The following is a 16,477-nucleotide window of genomic DNA, read 5'->3' on the forward strand; positions in this document are numbered from 1 at the left end:
YGGCCCGGCCGGACTCACGGCCGCCACCTATCTTACCCGGTATCGACGATCGGTTGCCGTTTCTGCTGGTGAAAGTCGCGCTGCCTGATCCCGAAGAGCCATAATTATCTGGTTTTTCCTTCCGGTGTCTCCGGCGACGATCTTCACGAACGGCTTCGGGACCCGCGCAGCCTGCCGAGGGCCCTTATATCTACGTTCGGGATCTCCACATCGATTCCCTCAAGAGGAAGACGCGGATTTCCGTTAGTTCACTAGACAAGCCAGTGACCGCTGCCAGAACACTCAGATCACCGGCGGGGCCGCCCCTCATTCCTGCGACGCTGGTCGAAATATCCACTCACGCCACATCGACAGTAGCGCTGCCATGATGACTGGGCCGACGAACAATCCAATAAGGCCGAACGCTGCCAACCCGCCGAAGATTCCGACGAACGCCATCACAAACGGGAGCCTTGCGGCACCGCTGACCAGCGTCGGCCACACGAAATGATCGCCTGCGAGCATCACGATCGTACCCCAAACGAACACGGCAGCCGCAGCGTATCCGCTGCCACCCGTCGAAACCGTTACAATCGCCGCCACGGTAAAGGCCAGCCACGCTCCGAACGGAATCATCGCGAATGCGGTCGTAAGGACCAGGAAGGTCAAAGCGTTCGGCACACCGGCCACAAAGTACATGAGGCCGATCGCGATGCCCTCGCCGACTGCGACGAGCACAGTTCCGTTAACGGTCGCTCGCGTCGCATCGACCATTTTCTCGACAAGGCCCTCTCCTGCTTCGCCGAAAAGACGATCGCAGGTCTCCAGCACGCGGCTGGCGACTGCGCGCCCATTCCGCAGCAGAGCAAACAGAGCCAGAAGTGAGAAAAACAGGAGAAATAGACGGTGGATCAACTGGCCGCCGAGTGTCGTGAACAGATCCGACACATTGTCGGCATTCAGTGTCTTCAGCCAAGCAGTCGCAGCCTTTGGGTCCGACAGATTGGCTCGCCACCAATGCTGGGTACTTTCGGCTGCGATGGGCAAGCGGGCGACCCAATCCGGCACGTCGATCCCGCCTTCGCGCGCCTGTTTGAACCATTCGAGGAGCAGTTCGCTCTGCTGGGCGATCGTATACACTCCCAGCGAGATGGGCGTGACGAGGATCAGCGCAACGAGCACGGTGAAAACGATCGCGGCCGCCGGAGAGGGCCCCCCATGAATCGCGTCGCGAACTTCAAATATAGCGGCCACAAAGCGACAGCGAGAATAGTCGCCCATATCAATGAAGGCAGAAAGCTGGATGCCGTCCACAAACCAAGCGCCACCAGCACAAGCGCGAACGCGACCCGCCCGTTCGTGCGCGCGCCCGGGCCGAGAGGGAGCGGTCCGTTCGCAGCCCGCGCTGTCGCGTCACGGCTCTCGGTCTTAGATCGCTTTGCGCTTGCTTTTGCCGTATCAGTCATGGCCTCCGCGCTGGCCCTCTTCGCTAACGCGAAATCGTCGTGGATCGGTCGATCGAAACCGGTTCAGCGCTCGACGAATGCGGACTACCGGGACTTTGCCCACCGTAGCCGAGTTGTCTACGGTGTTTGCTGCCAAGGCTGCGGCTTCGGCCTCCAGATTTGAGGTTGCGCCGGCATCCTTCCCGCTAACTTCGCCCGTTGCGCCCATATCAAGTCCTGCTCCGATTGCCCGATGTACAAACCTGGCCTAAGAGCTAGTGTCCGTACCCGGAACTCACTTTCTCTTGCGAGTGTAACGCCGAAAACTTCACTCTACGGGACAGCGTCGCTCCAGCCCTCTCCGTCACCTACGTGGGCCCGAAACCAACTAGTTTCGACGGTTAGGTGGTGCCAAGCAACCAACCGTTTCATGAAAATAGCCGCCCTTGGGGCGGCTATTGGGTTTGCCTATTTACGGCTTTTGTTCATATCCTCCGCCATTTCGAGATGATGCTGAAGCGCCGGCAGCGTCTTGCCCGCCCAATCCTTCAACTTCGGATCGTCCCCGCCCTTGGCATAGCGCTCGAAAAGCGACGTCGCGTCCTTGTGGGCGCTGACTTGCATCGGATCGTACTCCGACGCGAAATCATCGGGCTTCGCATCCTTCAGCTTGTCGAGCTTTTTTTGCGATGAATCGTCGAGAGCAGTCGGGAGCGCGGCCTTCATATCGCCGGAGACCAGGGCCTTTAGTTCGGAGCTCGTCTTGGTGTGATCGGTGATCATCTGGCCTGCGAAGGTCTTCTCGGTCGGATTTCCCTTCTGCTGCGCAATCTTGGCGGCTTCGATCTCGAGCATGTCGCTCATCGCCGCTTCCTTGATGAAATCCTCGGTCTTGGGCGCGATGCCGAGGGCGGAATTGATCCCGGTCTTTTCGCCGGCCGACTGGCCGAGCGCGGTGCTTGACAGGAAGACGGCGCCGAGTGCGGCGACGGCAAGCGTGCGTTTCATGATCGACTCCTATGCTGCTTCGGCATTTACGGCCGTATCGGCCAATTTGCTGAGTGCGTCATCGGTCTTCTTCTCTTCAGCCAGCGTCTGGTCCAAGAGCTTCACCGCGTCCTTCATGCCGAGTTTAGCCGCCCAGGTCTTGAGCGTGCCGTACCTCGAAATTTCGTAGTGCTCGACGGCCTGTGCGGCGGCGAGCAACCCCGCGTCGAGCGCGGGCTCGCCCTCGTATTCATCCATGATCTCGGTGCCCTCATCGAGAATGCCTTCGATCGCGTCGCATTTCTTGCCGCGCGCAGGCTTGCCAAGCAGTTCGAAGATCTGCTCAAGCCGCTCAATCTGACCTTCGGTCTCGTCGTGATGCTTTTCAAAAGCCGCGCGAAGCTGGTCGGAGTCGGCTGCCTTCGCCATCTTCGGCAGCGCCTTGTAGATCTGCTTTTCGGCGTAATAAATGTCCTTAAGGGTATCCAGAAACAGCGCGTTCAAATCCTTGGTAGCCATGATGTCCTCTCACTGCTTAAATTTGGTACCCAACAACACGAACTCGTGAGTATGGTTCCTTGCGAGGTAGTTTTGTGCGAGGCAAACCGACACAGCGCTAGTCTGCAGTTAGTCGATCAGCAGCACGGTGGTGGCATCCTGTCGGAGGTCGCCGGTTTCGAGGTCGTAGTCCGCTTCGCGCAATCCTAAAGCAACGTCGAGATGAGGTGTACTTGTCGAGATTGGGCGCGCGCGGATTTTGACGTGCCAGATCGCGGTGCTTCACGAACGGATCGGAAAGCGCATCCCCTTCGATGCCGTGCCCCGCGATCAAATTGATCGACCTACACGATGTCTTGCTAGATCGAATGCTTGGCATCAGCGCGGGTTGCGACGACCTTGCTTTCAAACTTCTTTCGATGAGAATCACGCGATCCGCCCCCCGGACGGCTTTCTCCGCCTGGAGGCCCCCCGGCGAGGTGACTTCAATTCGATCCAGACGGCGCGTGGTCGCTCGCTTCACGCTCGCCGCGCACGTTCCGATCGACGCTGGCGGCTTTCAGTCGGGGGCGATCGCGGACTGAGGAGCAGGTGGTCGAGCCTAAGGCCAGCGTCTCGAGGCCGGCGGTTTCTGAGATAGCTCCAGAAGGTGTACATCCGATCGCCCGGATGCAAAGCCCGCAGCGCGTCCGTCCAGCCGGCCAACAGCTTCGCCTAGGCCGCGCGGGGCGCCGGCTGCAACAGCGCGTTGTCCTTGAAAGATCGCGTCGCGTAGATGTCGAAGTCGGTGGGCACGACGTTGTAGTCGCCGGCGAGGACGGCGGGGACGTCCTGCGCCAGCAATTTGCTCGCGTGGTCGTCAAGCCGATCGAACCAGGCGAACTTGAACTCAAATTTGGGACGGGACTGCGGGTTGCCGTTGACTAGATAGAGCGAGGCGATCGCGACACCCTCGACGGCGGCTTCGATGTACCTGCTCTGCTTGTCGTCGACATCACCAGGCAGCGCGTCGCGGACGAGGACCGGTTCACGTATCCGGGCGGGGATCGCGACGCCGTTCCAGGACCGCTCGCCCTACCCGGCCTTGTGAATCGCATCGGCGGGGAAATCGGCCTGCGCGCATTGTAGCTCCTGCAGGTACACGACGTCCGGAGCGGGTGATCAAGCGCTTCACAACCAATCCGTTTGAGCAGTTCCAGCGCTGCCGAAGCCTAACARCAGGTTCGGTAAGAGAGCGCGCAAATCTCGCGCGACCGCGAAGCATCCGGCATCATGGGAGTACGGTCTCCCCCTGCCCGCCGACGACAACCAGCAGAATAAGGAACCTCTGCCACAATTTTCCGTCTCGAAGCGTCGCCTCCTTCTTCACATCAGCGATGCGACCGCTGAACCCCTTCCAGCGGAGTTCCATTGTGACAGATTGATGAACCCAGAGGACGGATGCGCGTTGGAAGGACCCAGCTTTTTGGATCCTTCGGAGCTCTGCATCGATGGCCGCGAGATTTCGACCACTTCGGCAAAGCGTCGGCGAACCGCGTCTGCCCGTGACCATTCGGCCCACGACGGCGGACGTCGAAATCGCGCGCACCATCGCGCGTAGAACCAGTGAGCCCTCGGAGGAAATCGCTCGCGCGCTGACCTGGGGCGCCGACGAAAAGGTGCTTCTAGCTCTGACGGCCATCGGCTGGCTCGCCTCGCGGGGCGCCGACGAGGCTCTTCGGCGGGCCGCCAACCACGCCGTGCTTGTGGCGGCCACGGCATCGTTGCTTCCCCACGGAATGAAGCTGGTCTTTGACCAGGTCCGTCCGGATCGCAGGACGGTGGTGGGCCATCTTCATGGGATCTCGTTTTCTGGCAAGCGCGAGGATGCCTTTCCCTCCGGCCATGCGCTGCACATGGGAGCGCTGGCGTCTGCGGCCGGCACTCTACCGGTGGGGCCTCGTCGCGCGGTGCGCGCACTCGCGGTCTGCCTGTCGCTGACACGTGTGGTGGTTCTGGCGCACTGGGCAAGCGATGTAGTCGCCGGATTCGCCATCGGCATTGCCTTGGAGCGCTTCCTCCGCACCTGGTCCGGGTTCCCCCAAGGAAACGCTCGTGCCGATCCGGGCTCGGAGAAACCTAAAGGGCCCCAAAGGCGATCGAAAGACAGGAGCGCAGCCGGATGACGGAGTACGTCGTTCGTTTTTTGGTGGGCGGCATCGTCGTGTCGGCGTTCTCGATGCTCGGAGACATTCTGCGCCCGAAGAGCTTCGCAGGCTTGTTCGGAGCGGCACCATCCGTCGCCTTGGCGACGTTAGGCATCGCCATCTATATGCATGGCGCCGAGTACGCCGCCCGGCAGACGCTGGCCATGTCCGCGGGGACCGTCGCCCTCGCCGCCTACGGCGGGACCGTCTGCCATCTGCTTATGCGCGCACGGCTTCGGGTCGCCATCACGACGATCATTGCGGTCGTCGTCTGGTTGGTCGTCTCGTTCGGCCTACTGGCTGTCGGAGGGCTGACATGAGCCCGGTCAGCTTGTCGCCATCATCGCTCAAAGAAGGCCGACCGTACGAATACGTGGTACGGTTTGCGCTGGGAGGAGCCGCCACCGTCTTCACAGGCTTCATGAGCAGCCGATACGGTGCGTCCGTCGGAGGCCTGTTCCTGGCATTTCCTGCAATATTCTGCGCAAGCGCAACCCTGATCGAGAAACACGAAATTAGGCACAAACGCGAGGTGGGACTGGATGGCCGCCGCCGGGGCGCACAAGCGGCCGCACTGGAGTGTGCCGGCACCGTGCTAGGCGCCGTCGGCATGCTGGCGTTCGCGCTCACGTTTTCGCTGACCGTTAAGCACAGCGTTCCCACCGCGTTCATCGCGGCATCGCTTGCCTGGGCGGTCGTCTCGATCACGGGCTGGTGTATCCGCCGCAAGATGCGGACGGTTCGTAGATTTCGGGGATCCCAGAAATTGCTCTCGTGGAAGCCGTCCGGCCCGGAGGGAGGCGCTTCGCGCTGATTCAGCCATTCGTCGGAAGCCGACCGCTAACAGCGCGTGCATCGGCAGTCGTATGGAGATATTCAGGCCGTCAGGCTCCCAATGGTACTCGATCGCGCCGCCGAACTGACTCGACTGTCCGCCTGGTCAACGTACCGCCGAAGCCCGTCCTGGCTGGGGCGGACGGCGTGGATTGCCTCGCTCCCTCCACTCGAGGTCGAAGCGCTTCGGAAACTGCCCAGGAGACAAGGAGCTTTCCGTCCGGGTGCCCAGGGCCCCGTGCTTAGCGGCATTTGTCGCCAATTCGTGAAGGATGAGCGCAACCCCAGTTATCGCTTTCGGAGAAATCGACACGTCAGGCCCGGTGAGGCAGAAATTTTTGGAGCCTGGCTGCGCGTATGGCTCGAGGATGTCGGCTACCAAGCGTCCCAAAGGTACCGCGGTCGGTTCGACCGGTTCCGATTCCGACAGTCTGGGTTGGACGAGCTCATGAGCCTTTGTCAGGGTCTGCAGCCGCCCGCGCACGGCCGTCGAGTATTCCTCCATGCTGGTGACCGAACGGGCGCTCATCACCAATAGCGAGTCCGCCAATGCGAAGACGTTCTTCACGCGGTGGTTCAATTCACGGAGAAGGAGGCCGCGCTGCGCCTCGGCACGCTCTCGGGCCTGCTCGTGGATGCTGCGTTCGATCGCGATCGCGGTGGTGCGTGTCACCATGCCGATCGTTTCCAGATCGCGCTCCGTGGGCTCCTTCGGTTGGCGATAGTAGTTCGCGAACGTCCCGAGCAGGCGACCGTCCGCCGCTCGTATCGGCATCGACCAGCATGCGCGCAGTCCGTGGCGCAGCGCTAGGTCGCGAAAGTCGGCCCAGAGAGGGCGGTCGCGATGTCGGCGGCGATGACCGGATTTCCCGTAGTGGCGGCCGTGCCGCACGACCCCACCCCGTATCCGACGGCAATGCCGTCGATGGGCGCGTAGTAGTCGGCAGGCACATCAGGATGATGTCGCGCATGACCGCGTCGCGCGCCGTCTCACGCGAAAGAATACGCTCTTGCCGATAAGTTCCAACGGCGGAGCCTGACATCGCAAAGTGGCCGTAGCGGGCTATCTGCCGTCCGATGAGAGGGTCTACAAAGGTTCTCGGCGGTCAGAGCCTGCTGCGACGATACGCGAGGCCGTTGTATTCGCCGCATTCGCCTTCGGGATCGATCGCAGCCGCCCATCACGCGCCGGCGGGCGCTTTCGACAGCGACAACACCGCGGCGACGATTTCCGATTGAAGATTCCCGCAGTGACAGGCTGCCCGCCACCGGCGGCTTCCACCGGGGAGAAGCCCGTCGCGTAGATGACGAGTTGCCCGGGATGTTGTTCTCGGCAACGTTTCCCCGACTTTCGCATTCCGGAAAGGTGAGCGTTCCCGCCGCTATCCGCAGAGAGATCAGCACATCCAACCATGCCGATAACGGCGATCGCCATGACACTCGGACGAACCCACGTCGCGCAGTTCTGGCGCAGATTTCCCGCCAAACCTCAACAGGGTTCGACCGGTCCAGCGGCTGACAGTATCCATCGCGATCAATCATTGGATACGTGGACAGAAAAAGCGAGCGCGGGGCCGACTACTCGCGCTTGGTAATAGGTCGGATCCTGTGGGGATCCTCGTCGGACGCCCGGTAATCAGTCCGGGCCCGAAGAACGCCGAGCAGCTTATGTTTAGTCGGCTCCACGATGGGGCTTTGGCCGGCATCGGCGGGCTAATTACTCGAACATCATGCCGCCGATGCCGGTCCAAAGTTTAGCGCAGAAGCATGATCAGGATGATGAGTGGGATCGGAATTCCGACGAGCCAGAGCAGGATGGGCATGTTTTCTCTCCTTAGTTGCGAGCGAGCGATGTTTGGGCGATCGTGGCACGGTTTTTTCGCCCCCAGGTGCCGTCGCGAAGTCCRCCGCCTTCCATTGCGGCGAGCGTTGCCGAGAACGCGCCGATGAACAGCGAAAGCGTCAGCCAGATCGCCGTCTGCATCGCCGCCTTGCGGGCGCTGTCCAGGTCGGCCTTGACCTGGATCACCACGTCGTTCACGCGCTTCTCGGCGTCGGCCTGACTTAAGCCCGTCCGGGCGGCAACGACCTTGGCCACATAGGTTCGGTCTGCCGGGTTGACGTCGTTTCCGCTTCGGAAATCCGAGGCCAGCAGACGTAGCAGTTCCGGACGAGGATCGGAGGCGTTTTGTCCCTGAGCGTTCGGATCGTTGGGGCGCAGCAGCGTGTCCACGTACCCTTCCATCGGTCCCGAGGCCGCCGACGTCGCCGCAGCCTGGGTCGCGCCACCGAGCGCGCCGCCGATCAGCGAACTCGCGGGAGACGCCAGAAGCATAGCCCCGAGCACAGAGGCGACCGCCCAGGCGAGAAACCCATGGGCCGTGTCCCGGAACTGCACTTCGGTGGAATGGACGCCGACCCATTTCGTCCGAAGACGGCCGGCGAGGTAGCCGCCGATGGACGACGAGAGCATCGCCATCACGATGAAAAACAGCCCAGTACCAATCTTGAAGGTAGTCGCCGAGACGCCCGAATTACCCCAGGGCGAGACGACGGCAAAGCCCATCCCGACACCAAACGAGATCAGGACCAGCGTAATCGAAAGCGACGCTGCAGCACCTGCGAGCACTGCTGCCCAAGACACCCCGGCTATCGACAGTTCGGACGCTTCTTGCTGCGTGTTTATTGCTTCGGACATGTTAACCGCCTCCGATGTTTCGTGCCCAAGAAATGCGCAAGAACTGCGGAAGTTCCGTGGATGAAACTCGGAGATGAAGTACGGTTAAAAGTGTGGCGGGCGGTAGCGCCCATCAGCGTCTCGGGAGGCGGATCGTAACGTCGTCCCCCCGGTCCCTAGAAAGACGGCGACCGTGCCGCCGTGCGCTTCGGCGCTCAACCGCGTGTTGTAAGGCCGAACCCGAGATGAGGATGTCGTCCAAGACCTTCGACTTGGCCGCGGGTCCTCGACCGGAAGATTGTGCTCTCGGCCGCGCCCGAGATCGAAGAGCCTAGATTATGGATGCTGATCTCGACGAACTCCGGATACTTGCCGTCGATCGTAGTGGTGATGGGGGCGGAGGCGTCCCCGTACTGGATGGCGTTGCCGAAGAACAGACAGCGCCTGACCCCAGCGATCGGCGTCCCAACCCCCATTAGGATCGCCTTCGCGCGTAACGCCATTTGAGATCCAAGCGAAGCAAGGCTGCTCCTCGGCTCGGACACGAGGTGATCTTTAGGCGGTCGCGGCGCACCATGCACTTATTCGCGAAGACATTTAGCCGCCGGAAGCGGCCGACGACAGCCGCGACCAGTCCATCGACGCAGGCGGATCCGAGACGTCGGCAATCTGAACCATGACCTGGGTCGGCCGGCGCCTCTTGGCCACCTTATCGAGTGAGGCTTTGTCGCGGTCGTTCATCGCCACTTTCGCGCCCTCCGCGACGACGCGTGCAACCATCAAGAAACTGCGGCGCACGACGGCCGAAAACTAGCTTGTCACGCAACACAAATCCAGCCGATGGCAAGAGTAAGGACTTTTCGCTCTTGGCGCGCCGTCGCTTCCCCAAATACTGGAAGCTGACCCGTGACAAGGATGACCTCTACCTCGCTGTAGAACCCTGTCGGTCATGCGACAATCTCGTGCTGCTCTCCGACCCTCGCAACGGTCGTCGCGACGGTTTGTCCTAGTTCCCGCCCGATCCAGCTTTTCAGGAACGATGTTCGGGACGATCGCTTGGTGGACAAACCCCGAAACAAGGATTGGACCAATGGATTTGATCGGCAAAAAGATCGCCATTCTCGCCACGAACGGCTTCGAGCAGGCCGAACTGGAAGTTCCGCTGGAACGGTTGAAGAAGGCTGGCGCAACGGTCGACGTGATCTCGCTCGCCGCAGGCGAGATCAGGGGCTGGGACAAGAAAGATTGGGGTCGGCCCGTGAAAGTCGACAAGACACTCGACGAAGCACGGCCGCCAACTACAACGCGATCGTTTTGCCCGGTGGGCAGATCAATCCGGATCTCCTGCGAGCCGAACCCAAGGCGCTGAAGTTCATCAGTGATATATTCGACGCAAAGAAAGTCGTGGCGGCTATCTGCCATGCTCCTTGGCTTTTGATCGAAACAGGGATCGCGAAAGGTCGCAATATGACCTCCTTCAAGTCAATCAAGACGGACGTCGCGAACGCCGGTGCCAAGTGGGAAGATGCGGAGGTCGTCGTCGATCAGGGCGTTATCATTTCCCGCAACCCGGGCGATCTTGAGGCCTTCTGCGCGAAGATCGTGGAAGAGGTCAAGGAAGGTCGACACGCCCAGCGCAGCGCGGCCTGACGACGATGTAGAGCGCCAAATTATCGGGCGAGGCCGGCTCGGAGACCCGCGTCGCGATCCTCGAATCAGGCGAGGAAGCATTCGCGACGCTCACGAAATTCGCCAACGACGCCGGCATCACGGCGGCATCTCTCACGGCCATCGGCGCCTTCGAAAGCGCGACCGTCGGCTGGTTCGACTTCGAGAAGAAGACCTACAAAAAAATCGAAGTCGCGGAGCAGTGCGAGGTGTTGAGCACGATCGGCGATATCGCGGTCGGTGACGATGGAAAGGCCAGCCTCCATGTGCATGTTGTCCTGGGTCTTGCCGACGGCTCGACGCGCGGCGGGCATCTTCTCGAAGGAAAGGTTCGGCCGACGCTCGAGGTCGTCATCACGGACACGCCAGCACGGCTCAAACGCAAGAAAAAGCCGGATCTCGGTATAGCGCTGATCGACCTTGCGACAGCAAGAACATGAAGCGTTGACGTGGCGATCCGGACGGCTGGCCTCCACCGCTTAAGCATTGTTTGCGACACGACCTAGGCTATTCTGGTCTAAAGCCTCGCGTCTTTTGGTGGAGATGGTGGTTCCGACTTGATCGAGTACCAGATCTGGTCGTCCTACATCAGCGCGATAGGGTGCACGCTCGCTGTTGGGCTTTCTATCAGACCACGGGCTCTTCAGTCTCTCTTGCCGAAGAGCCCGTCGACAACCTGTCTTGCCGTGTCGCCGATGACACGGCCGGCTCCTCTGTCTCCCTTAGCCATCGCAGCCATAAAGGAGCGGGCCTCCTTGAACGTGACGTGCGGTGGAAGCGGGGCCACCTCGGGATCTGTCTTCACCTCCAGGACGACAGGGCGATCACTCGAAAGTGCCTCCTGCCAAGCGGATGCGAGGCGGCCAGGAGAATCAACGAAGATCCCCCTAAGCCCGAGCATTTCGCCGAACTTCGCGTACGCGAAGTCGGGGATATCCTGTGAAGCTTCGAATCTTGGGTTTCCCTCCATAACTCGCTGCTCCCAAGTGACTTCGTTGAGGTCCTGGTTGTTGAATACACATACGATCCATCGCGGATCCGCCCAACGCTTCCAGTACTTCTGGACCGTGATGAGTTCAGCCATGTTGTTCATTTGCATTGCTCCATCGCCCACAAGCGCGATGACTGGCCGGTCCGGGTGCGCGAACTTGGCCCCAATGGCATACGGAACTGCTGCGCCCATCGACGCCAAGCCTCCCGAAAGCGATGCGGCTTGGCCCTGCTGCACCCGAAAATCGCGGGCATACCAGTTGGCGCAGGATCCGCTGTCACTGGTCACAATGGCGTTGGCAGGCAGCAAGGGCGACATTTCCCAGACAACGCGTTGCGGATTGACCGGATTGGCCTTCGCATTGGCACGACCTTCCAACTTCTTCCACCACTCCGATATGTTGGTCTCGATCGTCTTCGCCCATTCCCGATCCTCCTTGCGTTGGATTAGGGGCAGGAGCGCCTTGAGGGTCGCAGCGGCGTCGCCGTGAAGGCCGACGTCGACGGGATACCGCAGCGATAGCATCGAAGCTTTAATGTCGATCTGGACAGCGCGCGCGGCCCCGTCTTTGGGTAAAAACTCCGACCAGGGAAAGGCCGTTCCGACCATCAAGAGCGTATCGCAGCCTTGCATAAGATCCCAGCTTGGCTCGGTCCCGAGCAGACCGATAGCTCCGGTGACGAAAGGCAAGTCGTCTGGCAACACATCCTTACCCAGCAATGCCTTCGCAATGCCTGCTCCGAGCAAGGTCGCCATTTCGATGAGCTGAGGAGCGGCGCCGCGCGCGCCCGCGCCGACCAGAATAGCTATCTTCTTGCCAGCATTCAGGACCTCGGCCGCCTTCGATAGGTCCGCATCCTCTGGAATGACCTTGGGCTTGGAATAGCCAACTCCAGACCGCGTAAACCCGTGAGCCACCGCGGGCTCTTCGTATTCCTCGTCCTGAATATCTTTCGGCAAGATAATGACGGAAGGTGTGTTGTCGGCTTTAGCGATCCGGATGCTGCGGTCAAGAAGGTGCCGCACTTGGGCAGGGGAAGCGGCTTCCTGCACGAAGCCAGCGACGTCCGCAAACATCCGGTCTAAGTTAAGTTCCTGTTGGTAACTGGCACCTCGAACGGTTGCCTCAGCCTGCCCGCAGATTGCCAGAACCGGGGCATGGTCCAGTTTGCCATCGTACAACCCCGTGATGAGATGAGTTGCTCCCGGGCCGCCGGTCGACAAGCACACCCCTAATTCACCGGTGAACTTGGCGTGCGCGACCGCCATAAAGGCGGCCATCTCCTCGTGTCGCACCTGGATAAATTCAATGTTGTCGGCGCGCTGCAGCGCGCCGATCACACCATTGATGCCGTCGCCCGGATAACCGTAGATCCGACGCACGCCCCACGCGTGGAGCCGTTCGACCACAAAATCGCCGACCTTCATGCTCAAGCCTCCGAAACAGCAGGGAGCGAGGCACTTTTTTCGATCAAGCCTTGTTCCTTGAGATCACTCCAGAAATCCGAAGGGATCTTGGCCTGGAGCGAATTCCAGTCTTCCTGGATCTGATGAGCGCTCCTTGCCCCCACCACCAGAGCGACCGCGACGTCGGCCGCCGCCGAAAACTGAAGTGCGGCAGTTCGGAGGTCTACGCCGTAAAGAGAGGCGACCATCCTGAGCTTCTCGCGCTTCTCGATGACAGCAGGGGGAATTTTGAAATTCTCTTTTCCGTAGTTGTAGCGTGGACTCCCTGAGATGAAGCCGGCGTTGAGAGAGGAGCCAATGACAAGCGAGACTTTCTTCTTGCGCACAACCGGGAAAAGCTCGTTCACCGCACTTGCGTGATCGATCAACGAATACTGGCGGGCGCACAGGCAGACGTCAGGATCCGCATCTTCCATGACTTTGAGTATGGGGAGCGGGGTATTCACGCCAATGCCCCAAGCGCGGATGATACCTTCATCACGCATTTTCGAGAGAGCCGGAAACGCTCCTTTACGGGCGATTTCGTACTGTTCTTCCCAACCGTTCGGAAAAAAGGCGAAGTCCGGCGAGATGTCGTGTACGAACGCTACGTCCAAGCTGTCGACGCCGAGGCGCTGCAGGCTGTCCTCGATCGAACGGCGCACACCGTCGGCGGTGTAATCAAAAATGATATCGTTCGGCGAGTCTGACAGCGGATAGATATCCGCATGCTTGTTGCTCTTTGACGCCTTGAAAAGCTTCCCGACCTTCGAGGAGAGCACATAGTCTTCGCGCTTCTGGTTGTGCAGAAAATGACCGAAGCGACGCTCGGAAAGTCCAAACCCATACCAAGGCGCCACGTCGAAATATCTAACGCCCATCGCCCATGCGCCTTCAAGGGTTGCCTCGGCTTCCTTATCGGTATGTTTGTTGAACTCGTTGCCGAGAGAGACGCCACCAAGGCCGAATCGGAATTCCGGTTTGAAGATCTGTCGCGCGCGGTCATTCATAGAGAATCCTCAACATTTGTTGGGAATTGAACGACGGGCGCGAAAGCCGGTTCCTAGACGTAAAATCACAGGAGCTTGGCTTTCGGCACTGAAGGGACGGCCAGTGACCGTCACGGAACCGGTCATTTCTTGGAGACTTTTCACTTCGAGACGGCCATAGCGTTCCGCGAGTGGCGAGGACCCATACGATGGACAAATCGCTGATCGGCGATAAGGGCGAGCGGAATCTCCATGCAGACGGTGGTTTCGTCCGTGTCCGCGGCGCCCGCGAGCACAATCTGAAGGACGTTTCGCTCGAGATACCCCGAAATGCGCTCGTGGTGTTCACGGGCGTGTCCGGATCCGGAAAGTCGTCGCTCGCCTTTGGGACCTTGTATGCAGAGGCCCAGCGGCGCTACCTGGAATCGGTCTCACCGTACGCCCGCCGCCTTTTCCACCAAATGGCAGTGCCCGAGGTCGACTTGATCGAGGGGCTTMCCCCCGCGGTGGCTTTGCAGCAGCAGCGAGGCTCGCCGACGACCAGGTCATCGGTCGGCAGCGTGACGACCCTGTCCAATCTGCTGCGAATGCTATACTCGCGCGCCGGCGACTATCCGAAGCACCAAGCGTTGCTGTATGCGGAGTCGTTCTCGCCCAACACGCCCGAGGGCGCTTGTCCGAACTGTCATGGCATCGGCCGCGTCCATGCGGTCGACGAACATTCACTCGTTCCCGACGACACGTTGACCATCCGCGAGCGGGCTATAGCCGCGTGGCCAAGCGCGTGGCAAGGCCAGAACTTGCGCGATATTCTCGTTACCCTCGGCTACGACGTCGACAGGCCGTGGCGCGAATTGCCGAAGAAAGATCGGGACTGGATCCTGTTTACCGACGAGCAGCCGACCGTGCCGGTCTACGCGGGCTATACGCCTGCCGAGACGAGACGAGCACTGAAGCGGAAAGAGGAGCCGAGCTATCAAGGTACCTTCACAGGGGCGCGCAAATACGTGCTGCAGACGTTCGCCACGACGCAAAGCGCTATGATGAAACGGCGGGTGGCGCAATTCTTGTCGAGCTCGAATTGCCCTGTTTGCAAGGGGAAGCGACTCAAACCCGAACCGCTGTCCGTCACATTCGCCGGAATGGATATTGCTGAGATCTCTCGACTTCCGCTGAACCAACTTCAGTCGTTGCTCGGCCGGCACCTCGACAAGAGAAGCAAGCAATTCGCCAACCATCCCGAGAAGGCTCTCGTGGTGCAGCGGATAACGGAGGACATGTCGGCGCGTCTTGAGGTGCTGCTTGATCTCGGTCTTGGCTATTTGACGCCTGAACGCAGCACTCCGACACTGTCGCCCGGCGAACTGCAGCGCCTTCGATTGGCGACGCAAGTCCGGTCTAATCTATTTGGTGTGGTCTATGTGCTGGATGAGCCCTCGGCGGGACTGCACCCGGCGGACACAGAAGCCTTGTTGCGCGCCCTCGACCGTCTGAAGTCGGCCGGCAATTCGCTGTTTGTCGTCGAGCACGAGCTCGACGTGGTGCGGCACGCCGATTGGATCGTCGACGTCGGCCCTGACGCAGGCGCGCAGGGAGGGCGTATTATGTACAGCGGCCCCTTGGCCGGCCTGAAGGACGTAAAAGCGTCTCGGACGCGACCTTATCTCTTTAGCCAGCACGAAACGGCAGTGCGGCCTCCAAGAAGTCCCAACGGCTGGCTTAGGCTTCGCGGTGTCACGCGCAACAATCTTGATCGCCTCGACGCGGAAATTCCGCTCGGCGTGTTTACGAGCGTCACGGGGATTTCGGGATCGGGCAAGTCGAGCCTCATTAGTCAGTTTCTTGTTGATGCCGTTGGCGACGAACTGGGTAAGCGCAAAGAGCCGGTCGAAGCGGATGACGGCCTCGAGGTTGCGGTAGAGACATTAGGCGGAGAGATTGCGGGAGGCCTCGACGAAATCAAGCGATTGGTCGTGGTCGATCAAAAGCCGATCGGCCGGACGCCGAGGTCGAATCTTGCGACCTACACCGGCCTGCTGGATCATGTCCGCACGCTCTTCGCCGAGACCAAACAGGCCCGTGCACGGCGCTACGATGCCGGCAGATTCTCCTTCAACGTGGCGAAAGGGCGTTGCGAGACTTGTCAGGGAGAGGGTTTTGTGTGCGTCGAACTCCTCTTTCTGCCGAGCGTGTACGCGCCCTGTCCGACATGCAAAGGCGCACGCTATAACGCCAAAACGCTGGAGATAAAGGTCCGGGAAAAATCGATCGCGGATGTACTGGCGATGACCGTTGACGAAGCGTTCGAATTTTTCCGAGACGACAATCTACTAGCCCGGTCTTTGGGCGTCCTTCGTGAGGTCGGTCTGGGCTATATCCGGCTCGGGCAGTCGGCGACCGAACTGTCAGGAGGAGAGGCGCAGCGGGTCAAGCTCGCCACCGAGCTGCAACGGGCGCAACGCGGGCAGACGCTCTATGTTTTGGATGAACCCACGACGGGGCTTCATCCGCAGGACGTCATTAAATTGATGGGGCAACTGCACGGCCTCGTCCAGGCCGGCAACACGGTTGTTGTGGTCGAGCATGACATGACGGTGGCCGCTGCCAGCGACTGGATCATCGATATCGGGCCCGGAGCCGGCGACGAAGGCGGTCGAATAGTCGCTTCGGGGACGCCGGCGCGGGTTGCAAAAGAGCCGCTGAGCAGGACGGCGCGGTATCTTGCGACAGTCCTTTGAGGTCAAAGGACGCTGTTGATCGGCGCCATGAAGCACAAG

13 protein-coding genes and 2 pseudogenes are annotated in these 16,477 nt (G+C 60.5%); 6 read left to right on the plus strand and 9 right to left on the minus strand.

The genetic code is table 11. The annotated features are described in order from the left end of the window. Positions 1-306: 306 nt before the first annotated feature. The 4 genes and pseudogenes from AB4Z51_RS24285 to AB4Z51_RS24300 all read right to left on the minus strand — a co-directional run. On the minus strand, positions 307-1,293 hold the full coding sequence (locus AB4Z51_RS24285) for an AI-2E family transporter (RefSeq protein ID WP_441498147.1): 987 nt from the start codon (positions 1,291-1,293) through the stop codon (positions 307-309). Between the two features lie 599 nt (positions 1,294-1,892). Continuing rightward, a complete protein-coding gene (locus AB4Z51_RS24290) occupies positions 1,893-2,432 on the minus strand; it encodes a DUF4142 domain-containing protein (RefSeq protein ID WP_028160928.1) in 540 nt (179 codons plus the stop codon). A 9-nt stretch (positions 2,433-2,441) separates the two neighbouring features. Further along, complete coding sequence (locus AB4Z51_RS24295) at positions 2,442-2,933, minus strand: YciE/YciF ferroxidase family protein (protein ID WP_028160929.1); 492 nt, start codon at positions 2,931-2,933, stop codon at positions 2,442-2,444. Positions 2,934-3,335: 402 nt separating this feature from the next. Further along, positions 3,336-4,061, minus strand: a pseudogene (locus AB4Z51_RS24300) (exodeoxyribonuclease III); the annotation flags it as partial. A gap of 338 nt (positions 4,062-4,399) precedes the next feature. Here AB4Z51_RS24300 and AB4Z51_RS24305 point away from each other — a divergent pair. Genes AB4Z51_RS24305 through AB4Z51_RS24315 form a run of 3 tightly spaced genes read left to right on the plus strand, consistent with a single transcriptional unit; the run spans position 4,400 to position 5,909 of the window. After that, positions 4,400-5,074: a phosphatase PAP2 family protein gene (locus AB4Z51_RS24305; protein WP_441498148.1), complete on the plus strand. Its 675-nt coding sequence runs from the start codon at positions 4,400-4,402 to the stop codon at positions 5,072-5,074. Then, entirely contained in the window at positions 5,071-5,415 is a 345-nt protein-coding gene (locus tag AB4Z51_RS24310; RefSeq protein ID WP_441498149.1) for a DUF3147 family protein, read from the plus strand. Before AB4Z51_RS24305 ends, AB4Z51_RS24310 begins: the two co-directional genes overlap by 4 nt. Beyond that, entirely contained in the window at positions 5,412-5,909 is a 498-nt protein-coding gene (locus tag AB4Z51_RS24315; protein WP_441498150.1) for a DUF3147 family protein, read from the plus strand. The genes AB4Z51_RS24310 and AB4Z51_RS24315 overlap by 4 nt, the downstream gene beginning before the upstream one ends. 126 nt (positions 5,910-6,035) lie before the next feature. Here AB4Z51_RS24315 and AB4Z51_RS24320 read toward each other — a convergent pair whose 3' ends face one another. The 3 genes from AB4Z51_RS24320 to AB4Z51_RS24330 all read right to left on the minus strand — a co-directional run bounded on the left by AB4Z51_RS24320 (position 6,036) and on the right by AB4Z51_RS24330 (position 9,386). Next, complete coding sequence (locus tag AB4Z51_RS24320; RefSeq protein ID WP_441498151.1) at positions 6,036-6,821, minus strand: sensor histidine kinase; 786 nt, start codon at positions 6,819-6,821, stop codon at positions 6,036-6,038. Positions 6,822-7,763: 942 nt separating this feature from the next. Next, positions 7,764-8,627, minus strand: a complete 864-nt coding sequence (locus AB4Z51_RS24325) for a hypothetical protein (RefSeq protein ID WP_441498152.1) — start codon at positions 8,625-8,627, stop codon at positions 7,764-7,766. A 576-nt stretch (positions 8,628-9,203) separates the two neighbouring features. Further along, positions 9,204-9,386, minus strand: a complete 183-nt coding sequence (locus AB4Z51_RS24330) for a hypothetical protein (protein ID WP_441498153.1) — start codon at positions 9,384-9,386, stop codon at positions 9,204-9,206. A 310-nt stretch (positions 9,387-9,696) separates the two neighbouring features. Between AB4Z51_RS24330 and AB4Z51_RS24335 the strand changes: the two are divergent. Next, a pseudogene (locus tag AB4Z51_RS24335) lies at positions 9,697-10,256 on the plus strand (type 1 glutamine amidotransferase domain-containing protein). A 56-nt stretch (positions 10,257-10,312) separates the two neighbouring features. Then, positions 10,313-10,714 carry a PPC domain-containing DNA-binding protein gene (locus tag AB4Z51_RS24340; RefSeq protein ID WP_441498183.1) on the plus strand — a complete coding sequence of 134 codons (402 nt, stop codon included), beginning with the start codon at positions 10,313-10,315 and terminating at the stop codon, positions 10,712-10,714. 203 nt (positions 10,715-10,917) lie between these two features. On the opposite strand, the gene AB4Z51_RS24345 is transcribed toward AB4Z51_RS24340, so the two are convergent. Together AB4Z51_RS24345 and AB4Z51_RS24350 are read right to left on the minus strand one after the other, a co-directional pair. Next, a complete protein-coding gene (locus AB4Z51_RS24345) occupies positions 10,918-12,699 on the minus strand; it encodes a thiamine pyrophosphate-requiring protein (RefSeq protein WP_441498154.1) in 1,782 nt (593 codons plus the stop codon). After that, on the minus strand, positions 12,696-13,721 hold the full coding sequence (locus tag AB4Z51_RS24350; protein ID WP_441498155.1) for an aldo/keto reductase: 1,026 nt from the start codon (positions 13,719-13,721) through the stop codon (positions 12,696-12,698). Before AB4Z51_RS24350 ends, AB4Z51_RS24345 begins: the two co-directional genes overlap by 4 nt. A 188-nt stretch (positions 13,722-13,909) precedes the next feature. Between AB4Z51_RS24350 and uvrA the strand changes: the two genes are divergently transcribed. After that, positions 13,910-16,438: an excinuclease ABC subunit UvrA gene (gene uvrA / locus AB4Z51_RS24355; protein WP_441498156.1), complete on the plus strand. Its 2,529-nt coding sequence runs from the start codon at positions 13,910-13,912 to the stop codon at positions 16,436-16,438. Positions 16,439-16,477: the final 39 nt, after the last annotated feature.

Source organism: Bradyrhizobium sp. 2TAF36, from assembly GCF_052114925.1.
Lineage (GTDB): Bacteria > Pseudomonadota > Alphaproteobacteria > Rhizobiales > Xanthobacteraceae > Bradyrhizobium > Bradyrhizobium barranii.

Coding starts and splice junctions, on each gene's coding strand:
- AB4Z51_RS24350 (WP_441498155.1), bottom strand. CDS start 13,721: ATGAATGACCGCGCGCGACAGATCTTCAAACCGGAATTCCGATTCGGC.
- AB4Z51_RS24310 (WP_441498149.1), top strand. CDS start 5,071: ATGACGGAGTACGTCGTTCGTTTTTTGGTGGGCGGCATCGTCGTGTCG.
- AB4Z51_RS24315 (WP_441498150.1), top strand. CDS start 5,412: ATGAGCCCGGTCAGCTTGTCGCCATCATCGCTCAAAGAAGGCCGACCG.
- AB4Z51_RS24330 (WP_441498153.1), bottom strand. CDS start 9,386: ATGGTTGCACGCGTCGTCGCGGAGGGCGCGAAAGTGGCGATGAACGAC.
- AB4Z51_RS24305 (WP_441498148.1), top strand. CDS start 4,400: ATGGCCGCGAGATTTCGACCACTTCGGCAAAGCGTCGGCGAACCGCGT.
- AB4Z51_RS24290 (WP_028160928.1), bottom strand. CDS start 2,432: ATGAAACGCACGCTTGCCGTCGCCGCACTCGGCGCCGTCTTCCTGTCA.